The sequence below is a fragment of the Rhizobium sp. SJZ105 genome (assembly GCF_007828365.1).
GTDB classification, from domain to species: domain Bacteria; phylum Pseudomonadota; class Alphaproteobacteria; order Rhizobiales; family Rhizobiaceae; genus Agrobacterium; species Agrobacterium tumefaciens.
Genome location: NZ_VIUP01000001.1, coordinates 190,117 through 204,482 on the forward strand (window position 1 = coordinate 190,117; position 14,366 = coordinate 204,482).

17 protein-coding genes are annotated in these 14,366 nt (G+C 59.0%); 10 read left to right on the plus strand and 7 right to left on the minus strand.

Going from position 1 to position 14,366, the window contains the following annotated elements; translation table 11 throughout:
* Nucleotides 1-585: 585 nt before the first annotated feature.
* Both FB593_RS01010 and FB593_RS01015 read right to left on the minus strand, forming a co-directional pair.
* Nucleotides 586-1,203 (minus strand): PilZ domain-containing protein, encoded by a 618-nt coding sequence (locus tag FB593_RS01010; protein ID WP_080798355.1) that lies wholly within the window; start codon nt 1,201-1,203, stop codon nt 586-588.
* A gap of 183 nt (nt 1,204-1,386) precedes the next feature.
* Nucleotides 1,387-1,944 carry a PAS domain-containing protein gene (locus FB593_RS01015; protein WP_025593679.1) on the minus strand — a complete coding sequence of 186 codons (558 nt, stop codon included), beginning with the start codon at nt 1,942-1,944 and terminating at the stop codon, nt 1,387-1,389.
* Nucleotides 1,945-2,303: 359 nt separating this feature from the next.
* On the opposite strand from FB593_RS01015, the gene FB593_RS01020 reads away from it, so the two are divergent.
* Nucleotides 2,304-3,077 (plus strand): rhomboid family intramembrane serine protease, encoded by a 774-nt coding sequence (locus FB593_RS01020; protein WP_112292225.1) that lies wholly within the window; start codon nt 2,304-2,306, stop codon nt 3,075-3,077.
* 154 nt (nt 3,078-3,231) lie between these two features.
* Nucleotides 3,232-3,666 carry a CBS domain-containing protein gene (locus FB593_RS01025; protein WP_003515681.1) on the plus strand — a complete coding sequence of 145 codons (435 nt, stop codon included), beginning with the start codon at nt 3,232-3,234 and terminating at the stop codon, nt 3,664-3,666.
* Nucleotides 3,667-3,802: 136 nt separating this feature from the next.
* Here the strand turns inward: FB593_RS01025 and FB593_RS01030 are convergent, their stop codons facing one another.
* The 3 genes from FB593_RS01030 to folE all read right to left on the minus strand — a co-directional run bounded on the left by FB593_RS01030 (nt 3,803) and on the right by folE (nt 5,934).
* Nucleotides 3,803-4,729, minus strand: coding sequence for a patatin-like phospholipase family protein (locus FB593_RS01030; RefSeq protein WP_038491283.1), 927 nt, complete (start codon nt 4,727-4,729; stop codon nt 3,803-3,805).
* Between the two features lie 98 nt (nt 4,730-4,827).
* Entirely contained in the window at nt 4,828-5,280 is a 453-nt protein-coding gene (gene hisI / locus FB593_RS01035) for a phosphoribosyl-AMP cyclohydrolase (RefSeq protein ID WP_013636306.1), read from the minus strand.
* 27 nt (nt 5,281-5,307) lie between these two features.
* The gene (gene folE, locus FB593_RS01040) at nt 5,308-5,934 is read right to left on the minus strand and encodes a GTP cyclohydrolase I FolE (protein ID WP_003515674.1); all 627 of its coding nucleotides are present in this window, start codon (nt 5,932-5,934) and stop codon (nt 5,308-5,310) included.
* Between the two features lie 283 nt (nt 5,935-6,217).
* Between folE and FB593_RS01045 the strand changes: the two genes are divergently transcribed.
* The 4 genes from FB593_RS01045 to thrS all read left to right on the plus strand — a co-directional run bounded on the left by FB593_RS01045 (nt 6,218) and on the right by thrS (nt 9,680).
* The gene (locus tag FB593_RS01045) at nt 6,218-6,664 is read left to right on the plus strand and encodes an iron-sulfur cluster assembly scaffold protein (RefSeq protein ID WP_025593674.1); all 447 of its coding nucleotides are present in this window, start codon (nt 6,218-6,220) and stop codon (nt 6,662-6,664) included.
* 3 nt (nt 6,665-6,667) lie between these two features.
* On the plus strand, nt 6,668-7,027 hold the full coding sequence (gene yidD, locus FB593_RS01050) for a membrane protein insertion efficiency factor YidD (RefSeq protein WP_111790292.1): 360 nt from the start codon (nt 6,668-6,670) through the stop codon (nt 7,025-7,027).
* Nucleotides 7,024-7,545: a DUF1697 domain-containing protein gene (locus FB593_RS01055; protein WP_112292223.1), complete on the plus strand. Its 522-nt coding sequence runs from the start codon at nt 7,024-7,026 to the stop codon at nt 7,543-7,545. The genes yidD and FB593_RS01055 overlap by 4 nt, the downstream gene beginning before the upstream one ends.
* 131 nt (nt 7,546-7,676) lie before the next feature.
* Complete coding sequence (thrS, locus tag FB593_RS01060) at nt 7,677-9,680, plus strand: threonine--tRNA ligase (protein ID WP_145166265.1); 2,004 nt, start codon at nt 7,677-7,679, stop codon at nt 9,678-9,680.
* Between the two features lie 57 nt (nt 9,681-9,737).
* Here the strand turns inward: thrS and FB593_RS01065 are convergent, their stop codons facing one another.
* The gene (locus FB593_RS01065) at nt 9,738-10,718 is read right to left on the minus strand and encodes a hypothetical protein (protein ID WP_003515664.1); all 981 of its coding nucleotides are present in this window, start codon (nt 10,716-10,718) and stop codon (nt 9,738-9,740) included.
* 110 nt (nt 10,719-10,828) lie between these two features.
* Here FB593_RS01065 and FB593_RS01070 point away from each other — a divergent pair, with 110 nt between their 5' ends.
* From FB593_RS01070 to FB593_RS01080, 3 genes are all read left to right on the plus strand, one after another.
* Entirely contained in the window at nt 10,829-11,410 is a 582-nt protein-coding gene (locus tag FB593_RS01070; protein WP_080798367.1) for a nitroreductase, read from the plus strand.
* Nucleotides 11,410-12,021 carry a flavin reductase family protein gene (locus tag FB593_RS01075; RefSeq protein WP_112682299.1) on the plus strand — a complete coding sequence of 204 codons (612 nt, stop codon included), beginning with the start codon at nt 11,410-11,412 and terminating at the stop codon, nt 12,019-12,021. The genes FB593_RS01070 and FB593_RS01075 overlap by 1 nt, the downstream gene beginning before the upstream one ends.
* A gap of 109 nt (nt 12,022-12,130) precedes the next feature.
* Nucleotides 12,131-13,285 (plus strand): DUF2336 domain-containing protein, encoded by a 1,155-nt coding sequence (locus FB593_RS01080; protein WP_112402228.1) that lies wholly within the window; start codon nt 12,131-12,133, stop codon nt 13,283-13,285.
* Nucleotides 13,286-13,288: 3 nt separating this feature from the next.
* On the opposite strand, the gene FB593_RS01085 is transcribed toward FB593_RS01080, so the two are convergent.
* Nucleotides 13,289-13,723: a hypothetical protein gene (locus FB593_RS01085; protein ID WP_003515657.1), complete on the minus strand. Its 435-nt coding sequence runs from the start codon at nt 13,721-13,723 to the stop codon at nt 13,289-13,291.
* Between the two features lie 107 nt (nt 13,724-13,830).
* On the opposite strand from FB593_RS01085, the gene FB593_RS01090 reads away from it, so the two are divergent.
* Nucleotides 13,831-14,286 (plus strand): GNAT family N-acetyltransferase, encoded by a 456-nt coding sequence (locus FB593_RS01090; protein WP_112682301.1) that lies wholly within the window; start codon nt 13,831-13,833, stop codon nt 14,284-14,286.
* The last annotated feature ends 80 nt before the right edge of the window (nt 14,287-14,366 follow it).

The window sequence follows — 14,366 nt, forward strand, 5'->3', positions numbered from 1 at the left end:
GACCTTAGGTTTTTGGTAGCCATTTAGGCTGCTGTATTGAAAGCGATTTTCGGCACAGAGATATTTTTGCGATGCTGGGTAGACAGGCCGCGGAGCGTATCGAAGACGCGGATTTCCCGTTTTGGGATTGGTGTTTCAAGTCGGGACAGGGCAAAAAGGCAGCGAAAAAAACTTCAAGAAAACTGTTTTTTTCTTGGAAAAAATGCCTGGAGCGGGATTTTCCAGTGCGGTTTTGCGCGAGAACTAACGCGAAATGGAGCGCGCCGGGCACTCTGACCGGATAGCACGGAAGTCAGCTTCAACGGAATCCAAAGTGCGGGAATGCAGTATTTTAGACTGTCAGCGCAAATGCACGAGCGGCATTTTTTGTAGACGAAAGCACTCTGCTCCCATCATTCCGGCCTTGCGCCGGAATCGGATCGATATGCGCCTGCGTGGCGGGAAAAGCTTTTTCGGCGCAGAGACTTGTGCTGGCTGTAGTCCGGCTCACGGCCGGAGCGCCGGAAAGCGATAGCCGTGACAAGATCTGGCGAATGCCGCACTTGCCGCACGGACATATCGCTCCACGGTATTACGGGAAGTGACCTAGAGAAATTCGATCAGGGCGTCGGGCGACTGGACCCGGTCGAATTCGACCGCAACGCCTTCCATGAAGTGGCGTACGATCTTGCCGCTCATGTTCTTGCCAAGCTGGACCCTGGTGCCGAGTGGAGGCCGGTTTTCGATCTCGATGGCTGCGCCCGACAAGGAAAGGTCGATCAGCCGGCAGGCGAGAAGCACGCCGTCTTCCAGCATCAGATGTGCCCGGGTATTGCGTGGTGTCAGGCGGTCGTGGCGGCGGTCTTCCGGCAGGCCGAGCAGCTGGCGCTTGGCGATCCATGCGAGCTGGGCGGCCAGCTTTTCCCGCTTGCGTTCGGGCGCATTGATGGCAATGACGAAGCCTAACGCGGTAAGCGCCGTAACCGTTCCTTCGATGCGGCCGATATGCTGGAGATAGGAGATGACGCGATCACCGTTGCGCGCAATGCCCGAGCAGGCGAACAGCGCTCTTTCGGCGGTCATCTCGGTTGCGGTGCAATCATATTCCTGGTGATCGGGCAACATGAGGCGGCCAGTGAAGGACACACGGACGGGATCGTCGAAGTGAACCTCTTCAACCGGACGCAGGGTTTGGGCAGTGTTGACCGAACGTGATGAGAACATGGCAGCGCAATTGTAACCAATGATGATGACAAATCTCTACGCCGCCCGGGTTAACAGACTGTATTGTTTAACCCTTACAATTTTTGCAATCGTCAAAATCGTTACAGCTTTGACGTATTTCTTACGAAATTCCGGTGCGATCATACGCGATCCACCCTCACCATGCGGGGTGGGATGCGGCAGTCAGCGGGTTACCGCATGCGGCATGACAGCGGTTCGCGCATTCGTAGAATAGGTTGTCGGCGCGATATCCATGCGTAGCAGGCGGCTGCTTTTCATGACGAGGCAACTGATCGGTGCTGCGAATTCGTGACGGGGCCGCTCCGGCAGCAGCGCTCCGAGCAATCTCGGGGCTGTGTCATTATCCGAACTTAGTGGCAAGAGCAGCATTTCGAAAGCAAGCGGCGCCGCGCCATGGTCGTCCTCCGCTTCGATATCGAACACCACGGGCAATTGATGTTGCAGGATGCCGCGTGCGACACGGCAGGGGAAGGTGGCACTTGCCGCCGGCCACAGATCCGAGAACGGGCTGTCGCGCAATTCCCTGCCGAACAGGTCGCACAGGTGCGTGCCTGCAAGGCGGAAGAATGGCGTCCTTTCTCCCTTGTCCACGAGGATGAAGAGGTCGCCGAGATGATGTTTCAGCTTTGCGGGATCGAAGTCTTCTCGGCGGGGCGCAGGTTTATTGCCGCGCAGCGTGTCCCAATAGGCATATATCTCCAGTCCGGCCATGCTCTTCATAGCATCGTTCTCCATGTTCGTTTTTGGGACATCATGTCCATCCGAACGTCTGTTACTTGTGGTGTAGCGAATTTCATGCCAACCGATTTTATTAAGGTTAACAAATGGTTGAGATTGCGCGACGACCAAGGTCGTGGCATCGCTGCGGCCATGTCGGGGACATGCTCCCAGTCAGCACAATTGATGCTTTCGCCCGTAACTTTACGGCGGGCGTGCAGGCCGGACTGCCCCTGGGTACAGGCGCTCGAACCGATTGCTGTTTTTGCGTCGTGGCTCGAAAGGCAGGACGGCTTTTTTTTCGCCCGGGCTTCCTATATTGCTCGGGGGACGCAAATTTCCACAAAAACAGGGATGGAATCATGTCCAACGGCGACGGCGAACAGCCGCCGGTTTCGGAAAGTCAGGAACTGAAAGAGGACGCACATAATCCCGTCTTCAACCTGCCGCCGCTTCTGGTCGGCATATTGGCGGCGCTGCTCTTGGCCTTCGTGGTTCCGGCCTATCTTCTTTCGGAGGATGGCAACGGCTGGTTCATCTTCACCTTCGGCTTCATTCCGCTGCGTTACGCGGTGCCATTATCCCAGCAGGGGCTGGAATGGCTCTGGACGCCGGTGACATATTCTTTTCTGCACGGCGGCATCGAGCATATTCTTTTTAACGGATTGTGGTTGATGGCCTTTGGCGCGCCGGTTCTGCGCCGGATCGGAACGCTTCGCTTCGTGCTAATATGGTGCATATCCGCCGCCGTTTCAGCTTTTGGCCACGCGGCGCTGAACTGGGGCGATGTGACGGTTCTGATCGGAGCATCTGGTGTCGTTTCGGCCCTGATGGGAGCCGCATGCCGTTTCGCTTTCCCGTCACGCGGCGGCTACAGCGCCTCTTTCGGCCATCTGATGCCGAGGCAGAGCATTGTCGCGGCGCTTTCGAACAGGACCGTGCTGATCTTCACGCTGATGTGGCTTTTCGGCAATGTCCTGATCGCGGTCGGCGTGCCGCTGTTTGGCGATGTCGGCGGCGAAGTCGCCTGGGATGCCCATGTCTTCGGCTTTCTGCTCGGCTTCCTTTTCTTCGGCCTGTTTGATCGCCCGATCCGCGGGAACCTTTCCAGTGGAAGTGTGGAACACCCGCTCTAGGGCGATCACGCTCCTTGTCGGCGGTGGCGCAAATTTGCTTGTGCAGGTCCCATCCGGGATTGCATTCGCATAGGCCTCAGCGCACCATGTTCCATGATTTGCAACCGCGGAGAGACTTCGCCGCGTTGCAGATTGCTGACAGGAGGAGGAAGGCATGGCAACATTCGTAAAAGATCTTCTCGACCGCAAGGGCCGGAATGTCGTGACTGTGGGACCGAGCGTAAGCATCGGCGAGGCGGCAGCAACGCTGAATGCGCACAAGATCGGTGCACTCGTCGTGACCGATGCCGACGGCGTCGTTCTCGGTATTTTCACGGAACGCGATCTGGTGAAGGTCGTGGCAGGCGAGGGCGCTGCCTCCCTTCTGCAATCCGTTTCGGTGGCCATGACCAAGAACGTCATCCGCTGTCATCACAATTCCACCACCGACGAATTGATGGAAATCATGACCGGAGGGCGGTTCCGCCATATTCCGGTTGAGGACGACGGTCGTCTTGCCGGCATCATCTCCATCGGTGACGTGGTAAAGGCGCGGATCGGCGAGATCGAGGCGGAAGCCGAACATATCAAGGCCTATATCGCCGGATGAGGTTTCGTTTCCGGCGCGTCCGCAATAGTCATTTCGAAACGACTCCGTCATTCCTGTGACACGCGCAGGAATGACGGCCTAGGAGGCTGCGGCTACCGCCAGCTGGAATGCTCAGCACGTATATTTGTAGTGTAGGTTAGCGTCGGAACGCCTGCTGCATGCGCTCCAGCTCGGGAACGCGGGCGCGTGTTTCCTCGTATCCCCTGTCGATGGCTTCGCTGGCGCGATGGAATTCTGACAGGCCGATATCGTTGATACGGGGATGCAGCATGAGGTCGGGCGGGTCGCCCGCCAGACGCGAGCGCGAAATCCGGTCCTGAATGATATTGAAGGCCTGCACCATGACGCCAGGCAGGCCGGGGCGCGGCGGACCTTCCAGGGAAGGTGCTGCGCCATTCGGGGGCGAAGAGGAATGTTTGACCACGGCAGAGCGGCCGAACAGATCGTAATTGAGATTGACGGCGACGACGAGCGCCTGCTCATAGGCCCTGCAGACCGAAACCGGCACGGGGTTGACGAGAGCGCCGTCGATCAGGGTGCGGCCGTTGCATTGCACGGGCTCGAAAATGCCCGGCAACGCATAGGATGAGCGCAGTGCGGTGACGAGGTCGCCCTGGTGAATCCAGACCTCGTGGCCGGTGCGCAATTCCGTGGCGACGGCGATGAAAGGGTGCTCGAGGTTTTCGACGCGCAAGCCTTCGAGATGCTCCTGCATGCGCTTAGTCAGCCGCATGCCGCCGAAGAGACCGCCGCCGCCGATCGTCAGATCGAGCAGGCCGGCAATGCGCCGCATTGTCAGCGAACGGGCAAATTCCTCCAGCTCATCGAGCTTTCCGGCGAGATAACAACCGCCGACCAGCGCGCCTATCGAGGTTCCGGCAATCATGCCGATCTTAACCCCGGCCTCGTCTAGTGCCCTCAGGACGCCGATATGGGCCCAGCCGCGCGCAGCACCACCGCCGAGCGCAAGCGCAATCCGGCGAGTATCAACGATCTCGTTGACGATTGTTTCGGTGTTGCCAGCCGCAAGAGCATTGTGACGATTGCTTCCCCAGCCCAACATGACCGTACACTCCCTGCCTGCTCCCAGGACCCGGTCTGTTCCTCCCCGAATCCTGAATTATTGGTAGCAAATTGGTGCGGCGGATGGAAGGTGGCCGTTCACGTGCCAGAATAGGTAGTCGCCGGGTCGAAATGGCGGGTATCGTCGGTGATTCTGGTGACGGCATTGCCATCGGCCAACTCGACCGTGCGGTAGAAGCAGGAGCGGCGGCCGGTATGGCAGGTTGCGTCATGACCTGCGACGGAGACCTTCAGCCATACGGCGTCCTGATCGCAATCGGTGCGGAATTCCTTCACGGTTTGCAGGTTGCCGGAGGTTTCGCCCTTTTTCCAGATCTTGTCGCGCGAGCGGCTGTAATAGTGGGCGATGCCCGTTTCCAGCGTCAGCGACAGGGCTTGCGCATTCATATGGGCGACCATCAGCAATTCACCATCACGCGCATCGGTGACCACGGCGGTGACAAGGCCGTGGGCATCGAATTTCGGTGAGAAGAGACCTGAATTTTCAAGCACTTCCTTGTCCGCAGGCGCGGACGGAAACGAAATGGACATTGCTACCCCGGGGGAAAAGCGGAACCGTTAGCGGTTCCGCACCATGGTCATAAAGCGCACCTGCTCCGCCGGGTCGTTCTTGAAGGTGCCGGTGAAGCTGGTGGTGAGGGTCGTGGACCCCTGCTTGTTTACGCCGCGCATGGACATGCACATATGTTCGGCGTCGATCATGACGGCCACGCCGCGGGGCTTCAGAGTTTCCTCGATGGATCTTGCGATCTGCGCGGTCATGTTTTCCTGCGTCTGCAGGCGGCGGCCAAAGATTTCGACGACGCGGGCGATCTTCGACAGGCCGAGCACGCGCCCGGCCGGAAGATAGGCGACATGCGCCTTGCCGACGATCGGAACCATGTGGTGTTCGCAATGGGAGAAGAAGGGGATGTCGCGCACCAGCACCACATCGTCATAACCGCCAACTTCCTCGAAGGTCGTGCCGAGAACGTCCTGGACGTTCAGCTCGTAACCGGCGAAGAGTTCGCGATAGGCCTTGGCAACGCGCTTCGGCGTGTCCAGAAGTCCTTCGCGGGCGGGATTTTCTCCTGCCCAGCGCAGAAGAACGCGCACTGCTTCTTCCGCTTCCGTCTGGCTTGGGCGAGCCTCTGCCACATCGGGTTTTGCGCCAGCGCCGGGGAAATTCTTCACGATCGCATCCATTCCGTCTCTCCCGATGCGGGTCAAGGCCGCACCTGAACTTTGTTTTTCGTAGCGGGGACTTCGTCCACCGTTGCTGCTATCTGGTTGTTTTACAGCATTTTGGCAAGGCCGATGCTGATATTTCGGTATCGGAGCCGTTAATTTCATATCGGCTTGATGTCCAGAAAGCTCGTTAGCATATAATGGGAATGAAGGGCAGGAAAGCTCCACTGCGACAAACGCTGTGTTTGAAAAATATATCCTGTCCCGTTTTTGGGCATTCTTGAACGCCGGATACCTGATGATGGACGATATCTACAACAACCGAATTCTGGAATTTGCCGGAAATATTCCGCTGACCGGCGTGCTTGATGATGCAGATGCCAGCGCTGAAAAACACTCGCGGCTGTGCGGCTCCAAACTCAAGGTCTATCTGAAGGTGGAAGGCGGCATCGTCACGGCTTTTTCACATGAGGTTCGCGCGTGCGCGCTCGGCCAGGCATCCGCCTCGATCATGGCGCATCATGTCGTCGGCGCTTCCAGCGGTGAGATCCGGCAGGCGCGGGAAGACATGCTTGCCATGCTGAAACAGGGCGGCGAGGGGCCGACAGGCCGTTTCGAGGATATGCGGGTGCTTTCACCCGTCCGGGATTTCAAGGCACGCCACGCCTCGACCATGCTGACCTTCGAAGCGGTGGTCGATGCTCTCGACCAGATCGAAGCCCGGCCGGTTCTGAACGCTGCGGGTTAGGCGATGTGCGGTGAACCGGACTGCGGACATCAGAAGACGGGGGATAAGGTCGGGCGATCCCGCAACTGGGGGGGAGTGTTTGCGAAGACCCCAGGCCGTCTTTTCGGCGTTGGCTTCATCCGGCTCTATCAGCTGACTTTGTCGGGTTTCGTCGGCAATTCCTGCCGCCACATTCCTACCTGCTCCGAATATGGCTATGAGGCGATCGCCCGCCACGGACTTTGGCCGGGCGGGTGGATGACGCTGTTTCGCGTCGCGCGTTGCGGTCCGGGCGGCACCAGCGGGCTGGACCCTGTGCCGGAAACGCTGGCCGATGACAAGCACTGGTGGACGCCCTGGCGCTATTGGATGCTGCATCGATGACCTATGTCGCTCTTCTGCACAGCATCGTGCTCGGGGCGGGCAAGCGGCTCATCATGGCCGATCTGCGTGAAATGGCGCAGGATCTGGGCTTTGAGGAATGCAGGACGCTGGTTGCGACCGGAAATCTGGTCTTCCGTGCACCGGAGGCGCCTGTCTGCGAAATCGAGGATGCGTTGGAGCGCGCCTTTGAAAAACGGTTCGGCAAACACGTCGATATTCTCGTTCGCTCAGCGCCTGATTGGCTTGCCCTGACTGCCACAAACCCGTTTCCGGATGGCAATCCACCGGATGTCTGCGTAAGGGTGATGCGCAAGCCGCTTGCCGGGGATTATCTTGGACTCTTGGAGAAGTACCGCCAGAAGGAAAAGATCGCCATTGTCGGCGGTGACCTGTGGATCGACTTTTGCGGCAAGCCAAGCGAAAGCCGGCTTCTCTCTGCGCTGACCACGAAGAAGCTCGGCATCGGCACGACCCGCAACGCCAATACCGTCAATGGAATCGCCGAAATGCTTCGCTGAGCCGCCGTTCACCTTTGACTGGAACGGGAAAATTCTTTATCAGCCTGCCTGCCCATCTGCGAAAGAGGGCGTTCTTTTTATTCCAACACCACCCGCATTCGTTGGCGGGACTGGATCAGGAGCATTCGACGATGTCACAAACCGTTTCCCTTACATTTCCCGATGGTTCCGTACGCAGCTATCCCGCCGGCACGGCCGGCCGCGAGGTCGCCGAATCCATCTCCAAATCGCTTGCGAAGAAGGCTGTCGCCATTGCGCTTGATGGCACCGTGCGCGATTTGTCCGAGGCAATCACCGATGGCAAGATAGAAATCGTCACGCGTGAAGACAGCCGCGCGCTGGAACTCATCCGCCACGATGCCGCCCACGTCATGGCCGAGGCCGTGCAGGAGTTGTGGCCCGGCACGCAGGTGACGATCGGCCCTGTCATCGAGAACGGCTTCTATTACGACTTTGCCAAGAACGAACCTTTTACGCCGGAAGATCTGCCGAAGATCGAAAAGCGGATGAAGGAGATCATTCAGCGCAACAAGCCGTTTACCCGCGAAGTCTGGTCGCGCGAGAAGGCCAAGGAAGTGTTTGCCGCAAAGGGCGAAAACTACAAGGTCGAGCTGGTCGATGCCATTCCCGAAGGTCAGGATCTAAAGATCTATTATCAGGGCGACTGGTTCGATCTTTGCCGCGGCCCGCATATGGCGTCCACGGGTCAGGTCGGTACGGCCTTCAAGCTGATGAAGGTAGCCGGCGCCTATTGGCGTGGTGACAGCAACAATGCGATGCTGTCGCGCATCTACGGCACCGCCTGGGCGACCCAGGAAGAGCTGGACAATTACCTGCACGTTCTGGCCGAAGCCGAAAAGCGCGACCACCGCCGTCTTGGCCGGGAAATGGACCTGTTCCATTTCCAGGAAGAAGGTCCGGGCGTGGTCTTCTGGCACGGCAAGGGCTGGCGCATGTTCCAGACGCTGACGGCCTATATGCGCCGTCGGCTTGCCAATACCTATCAGGAAGTCAACGCGCCGCAGGTGCTGGACAAGTCGTTGTGGGAAACCTCCGGTCACTGGGGTTGGTATCAGGAAAACATGTTCGCGGTGAAATCCGCCCATGCCTTTACCCATCCCGATGACGAGGATGCGGACCAGCGCGTCTTTGCCTTGAAGCCGATGAACTGCCCCGGCCACGTGCAGATCTTCAAGCATGGCTTGAAGTCTTACCGCGAAATGCCCGTTCGCCTTGCTGAATTTGGCAATGTCCATCGCTACGAGGCTTCAGGTGCACTGCATGGCCTGATGCGCGTTCGCGGCTTCACGCAGGACGATGCGCATGTCTTCTGCACGGAAGAGCAGATGGCTGCGGAATGCCTGCGCATCAACGACCTGATCCTCTCGGTCTATGAGGATTTCGGTTTCAGCGAGATCGTCGTCAAGCTTTCGACCCGCCCGGAAAAGCGTGTCGGTTCCGACGATCTCTGGGACCGTGCCGAAAGCGTCATGATGGAGGTTCTGAAGACCATCGAGGAACAGTCCGGCGGCCGCATCAAGACCGGCATTCTGCCGGGCGAGGGCGCTTTCTACGGGCCAAAGTTCGAATATACGCTGAAGGATGCCATCGGTCGTGAATGGCAGTGCGGCACGACGCAGGTGGACTTCAACCTGCCGGAACGTTTCGGCGCATTCTATATCGACCAGAACTCCGAAAAGACGCAGCCGGTGATGATCCATCGCGCCATCTGCGGCTCGATGGAGCGCTTCCTTGGTATCCTGATCGAGAACTTTGCCGGTCACATGCCGTTGTGGTTCGCGCCGCTTCAGGTCGTGGTCGCGACGATCACCTCGGATGCGGACGATTATGGCCGCGAGGTTGCCGAAGCACTGCGCGAGGCGGGCATGGCTGTCGAAACCGACTTCCGCAACGAGAAGATCAACTACAAGGTCCGCGAGCACTCGGTGACCAAGGTGCCGGTCATCATCGTCTGCGGACGCAAGGAAGCGGAAGAGCGCACTGTCAACATCCGCCGTCTTGGTTCCCAGAACCAGACGCCGATGTCGCTCGAAGACGCGATTACAAGCCTCGTGGAAGAGGCGACGCCGCCGGATGTGAAGCGCAAGCTTGCGGCGAAGAAGCAGGTTGCGTGACAAAAAACAACGGCCCCTTCGGGGGCCGTTTTCGTTACTGGCTGAGGGTATTGACGCCTATTCGAAATCGCCGGTCATGTCTTCCGGCGCCTGATCCTTCATCAGCACTTCCACATCGGCGTCCCGGCCGGACGTGACCTTGAAGTTGCGCTGGTAGACCTTGTCCTTGTTGCGGGCCATTGCGGTATATTCGCCTTCCGCCAGAACCATGGTCGAAAAGGCGCTGACGCTTTCGTTCACAACGTCGCCGCCGCCGTTCAGCACCGACCAAGCCGTATCGGCAATGGCTTCGCCGCCCTGTTCGGAGACGAGCTTGAGCGTGATCTGTGCCGCCTGATGCTGCAGGGTCGCTTCGGTCAGCTTGCCTGCCTCCACCTGAATATCGGCGCGCACCACCGCATTGACGTTGCCGTATTCGGAAACGACATGATAGGTGCCGGCATTGAGGCGAACGACGGTGTTGGGCTTGATGTCGGCCATGACAAGGCCGCGCTCGCCATCCGGTCGGGCGTCGGAGGAATAGACGGAAAACTTGAGCTGGTTAGCGGAGATCTGTTTGTCGGAACCCGCGATCGCATTCAGAACGAAACCGCCAGCATCGAGAATCAGCACCTGTTTCTGGACATTACCGGAGCTCGGAACATTGAGTTTCTTGGTAACACCTGCGCGCCCGAAGGCAACGTTGACGAAATATTCGCCGGGTACCAGATGGAACTGCGCCGAACCACCCTCGGAGCTTGCCAGCATCGGCAATTTGCCGTCAGCGCCCGGAATGGGGCTGAAGACGCGCCAGGAAAGGCCTTCCTTCACCGCTTCGCCTTCACTCGTCAGTTTCGCTTCCATGTCGATATCACGGGCGGTGCTTGCGGGGGCATTCGGGGCGGTAGGAGCGGTGAACGCATTGAGTTTCGGCATTTTAGGCGTGCCGCCAAGCTGCTTGAAGTCCTTGAAAGCGTCTTGCGAAAAGGCTGCCTGTGATAAAACGCCGATCGCGGCGAACGCAATGGCCAGACGTGCCGCGATTTTGATTGCCGACATTTTCGATACCGATTGACTTCTTGATTTTCCCGCATCACTTCAAAACCAATGCCGTGGCTATTTCAAGGCCCATAATTTCGCGATGACAGCACAATGGAAGAATTTTGATTATGACAAGTGACATCAAGCTCCTCGACTATCTCAAGGTTCGCCGCTCCACCCCCGCCCTGCAACTTTCCGAGCCGGGTCCATCGAAAGCGGAAATCGAGGAAATCCTGCGTCTTGCCGTGCGCGTGCCTGACCATGGCAAACTGGCGCCATGGCGCTTCATCGTTTATCGCGGCGAAGACCGCGTGCGTCTCGGGGAAGAAGCGCTCCGGATCGCGCTTGAGAAGAACCCGGAACTGGACCTGCAGCAGCAGGACGCGGAGCGCACCCGCTTCACGCGCGCTCCCGTCGTCATCGCCGTCATCAGCACCGCCAAGCCGCATTTCAAGATTCCGGAATGGGAACAGATCATGTCCGCCGGTGCGGTGTGCCTCAATCTCATCTTCGCCGCCAACGCCAATGGTTATGCGGCGAACTGGCTGACGGAATGGCTTGCCTTCGACCCGGCCTTCCTGTCGGAACTGGGGATTACCGCAGACGAGAAGGTCGCCGGATATATTCATATCGGCTCAACGACATTCCCGCTTGTGGAGCGGCCACGGCCGGAGCTTGCGGATGTGGTAACCTGGGTTGGGGATGTCTGATGTTCTACACTACCGACACCAACCAGCACGGCCTGCCGCATGATCCGTTCAAGGCTATCGTCGCGCCCCGGCCGATCGGCTGGATTGGTTCTAAAGGCCGGGACGGCTCTTTTAACCTGTCGCCCTATTCGTTTTTCAACGCGATTTCGGACCGGCCGAAGCTGGTGATGTTTTCCTCCAGCGGGCGCAAGGATAGCCTTCGCAATGTCGAGGAGACCGGTGTCTTCACTGCCAACCTCGTCAGCCGCCACCTCGTCGACCGGATGAACGCGTCTTCCGCGCCGGTGAACTATGATGTCGACGAGTTCCGGCTTGCCGGTCTGACTGCCGTTGACGGGCGGGTGGTGGATGCGCCTTTCGTGGGGGAGGCGCTGGCCGTTCTGGAATGCCGCGTGACCGAGATCATCCAGCTGAAGGACATCGACGGCACGCCGGCGGACTCGTGGATGGTGATAGGGCAGGTCATGGCTATTCACATCAACGATACGATCATTCGTGATGGTCGCATCGATATGGGACTGGCACGTCCGGTGGCCCGTATGGGTTACATGGACTACTGCGACGGCGGCAGCGACGTGTTTCAGTTAAAGCGTCCGTCTACTGCGCCGTAGAACTTCTTCGCCGGCAACTGTTAAATTTTATGGTGAACCAAACGTAAACTATTTGCGCCTAGAGTTTTATACATGGCGGCGGCAATGATGCCGTCGTCCATTGTTGCGAATGTGTTTCGAGGCTCAGGTGATCGTACAGGCATTTCTTCGCTGGTCTGAAAAGGCTGGATCGACCGAGCGGGCGAAGGCCGCCAATGCGCTTGGCCGTGCCTATCTGCATTCAGACATGGCGCGGGAGAACCGTGACGCCGCCTATATGGCGATGACCTATCTTCTTGACGACCCTTCTCCGCGCGTGCGGCTGGCACTTGCCGAGGCGCTGGCGGATGATCCCGATGCGCCGCGCGCCATTCTCGTTTCGCTTGCCGAAGACCAGCCGGAGATTGCCTGCACCGTGATTGCCCGCTCGCCGGTTCTTGGCGAGGCCGATCTGGTCGATCTCGCCGGGCGCGGCGAAAGCCTGACACGCGCCTTCATTGCGGCAAGGCGGGGCCTGCCGCGCGGTGTCTGCGCAGCACTTGCCGAAGTCGGTGATCTGCCGGAAACGATGATCCTTCTAGAGAACGACGACGCCTTCATCACACCGTTTTCGCTGCGCCGCATTGCCGAGCGGCATGGCTGCAACGCCGACATTCGCGACCTGCTGCTGTGCCGAGAGGTGCTGCCCGCCGATACCCGCCATCTTCTGATGGCGCGCGTCAGCGAGGCCCTGGCAGGTTCGGCGCTGGTTCATGCCCTGATCGCGCGCAACCGCGCCGACAGTATTTTCCGCGATGCGGAAGATTCCGCCACCATCCTCATTGCCGCCAATGTTGCGTCGCCGGAGTTGCCGGCGCTGGTGGAGCATCTGCGGCAAAGGCTGGAACTGACACCGGCGCTTCTCATCCATGCCGTCTGTTCGGGCAGGCTGGAGTTTTTCACGGCGGCGATGGTCAATCTCTCAGGTCTCGACGACCGCAAGGTGCGCGCCATTCTGGCGACCGGACGGCCGCACGCGCTGAAGGCGCTGTTCCAGTCCGTCGGTCTTTTGGGCGATGTCGTTGATGTCTTCATTGAGGCGACGCTGATGTGGCGCCGTGCCGCCCGATCGCATCTGTCGCAGGCCGCAGCCTCTGTATCGGCCGAACTGCTTGCGCATTTCCGCAACGTCGATGGTTCCGAAACGCTTTTCGAACTCTTGCACGCCGTGCGTAAACTGACCATTGCCGAGGAACGGCAGAAAGCGCGGCACTATGCGGAAGCGCTGACGGTAGAGGCGGCCTGAGGCTTACTTCTCGAACCGCTTGGCAATCCACGAATAGCTGTTTTCCACCATTCTGACCGGCGTTCCGAGCAGGTGCTTCACGCCTTCAGTGGAAGGCAGGATGCGGCTGACGCGGCTGATCGCCTGTTTTGTCAGGCTCTCTTCTTCCTTTTGCGTGACCTGTGCCGGTGGCTCCTCTGTTCCGGCCGGGGCCGTGGCGGCGGGAGGCTGCGTTGCGGGCGCGTTGCCCGCAGTCTGGGGCGTCTGCTCCCCCGGTGTCTGGCACACGGCCACCACGACCGGGTAGGACGCATTTGCGAAACGTTCCAGCTCTTTCTCCGACACGGCGTCGCATAGTTCGATGCTCGTCCAGCGCTGCTGCGAGGTGGCGAGGTAATGGCAATCGGTGGCGGTGTCGTCACAGCCTAGGAAGGTCATGAGAACGAGGGCTGTTTTCATGGTGTGTGTTGCCTCTGTCGGGAATTATGCTCTAGAAACTCATCTATCCCGATTGCAGTGACATTACGACGAAATACGCATTTTTTTGAGAGAAAGCAGGCATCGCATTGGCCCCCGAAATCAAGCTTGAAACACCCCGGCAGGAAGCGGTTCTGCGCCTTATCGATCTGTCTAACGTCTATATGGCGTCGCTTTATCCCGCCGAAAGCAATCATCTGGTCGATATCGGCCAGCTGGAAAAGGACAATGTCTCCTTTTTCGTGGCGCGGCATGGTGGCCGCGTCGTTGGCTGCGGCGCGCTGGTGGAGGCGGGTGACGGTACGGCGGAGGTCAAGCGCATGTTCGTCGATCCGGAGGCGAGGGGATTGCGGATCGGCAAGCTGATCATGGATACGCTCATTGCGCGCGGCGCCGAGCTAGGGCTTACGGCCATCCGGCTTGAAACCGGCATCAGCCAGCCGGAGGCGATCGGTCTTTACCGCAAGGCGGGGTTTGTCGAGATTGAGGCGTTTGCGCCCTATAAGCCGGACCCGCTCAGCCTGTTCATGGAGAAGACGCTTTAAAGGTGAGGCGGGCGCTATCGGCGCGCTTTGCAGAACACTCGATGCCGCCCTTGGCGATGTCATCCTCGGCCTCGTGCCGG

Excerpts from the sequence above, each read along its gene's own strand:
- FB593_RS01045 (WP_025593674.1), top strand. The coding sequence starts at position 6,218 with ATGGACGATATCTACAACAACCGAATTCTGGAATTTGCCGGAAATATT.
- FB593_RS01020 (WP_112292225.1), top strand. The coding sequence starts at position 2,304 with ATGTCCAACGGCGACGGCGAACAGCCGCCGGTTTCGGAAAGTCAGGAA.
- FB593_RS01085 (WP_003515657.1), bottom strand. The coding sequence starts at position 13,723 with ATGAAAACAGCCCTCGTTCTCATGACCTTCCTAGGCTGTGACGACACC.
- yidD (WP_111790292.1), top strand. The coding sequence starts at position 6,668 with ATGTGCGGTGAACCGGACTGCGGACATCAGAAGACGGGGGATAAGGTC.
- FB593_RS01080 (WP_112402228.1), top strand. The coding sequence starts at position 12,131 with ATGTGTTTCGAGGCTCAGGTGATCGTACAGGCATTTCTTCGCTGGTCT.
- FB593_RS01075 (WP_112682299.1), top strand. The coding sequence starts at position 11,410 with ATGTTCTACACTACCGACACCAACCAGCACGGCCTGCCGCATGATCCG.
- FB593_RS01015 (WP_025593679.1), bottom strand. The coding sequence starts at position 1,944 with ATGAAGAGCATGGCCGGACTGGAGATATATGCCTATTGGGACACGCTG.
- folE (WP_003515674.1), bottom strand. The coding sequence starts at position 5,934 with ATGGATGCGATCGTGAAGAATTTCCCCGGCGCTGGCGCAAAACCCGAT.
- FB593_RS01010 (WP_080798355.1), bottom strand. The coding sequence starts at position 1,203 with ATGTTCTCATCACGTTCGGTCAACACTGCCCAAACCCTGCGTCCGGTT.
- hisI (WP_013636306.1), bottom strand. The coding sequence starts at position 5,280 with ATGTCCATTTCGTTTCCGTCCGCGCCTGCGGACAAGGAAGTGCTTGAA.
- FB593_RS01030 (WP_038491283.1), bottom strand. The coding sequence starts at position 4,729 with ATGTTGGGCTGGGGAAGCAATCGTCACAATGCTCTTGCGGCTGGCAAC.
- FB593_RS01025 (WP_003515681.1), top strand. The coding sequence starts at position 3,232 with ATGGCAACATTCGTAAAAGATCTTCTCGACCGCAAGGGCCGGAATGTC.
- FB593_RS01055 (WP_112292223.1), top strand. The coding sequence starts at position 7,024 with ATGACCTATGTCGCTCTTCTGCACAGCATCGTGCTCGGGGCGGGCAAG.
- FB593_RS01070 (WP_080798367.1), top strand. The coding sequence starts at position 10,829 with ATGACAAGTGACATCAAGCTCCTCGACTATCTCAAGGTTCGCCGCTCC.
- FB593_RS01065 (WP_003515664.1), bottom strand. The coding sequence starts at position 10,718 with ATGTCGGCAATCAAAATCGCGGCACGTCTGGCCATTGCGTTCGCCGCG.
- thrS (WP_145166265.1), top strand. The coding sequence starts at position 7,677 with ATGTCACAAACCGTTTCCCTTACATTTCCCGATGGTTCCGTACGCAGC.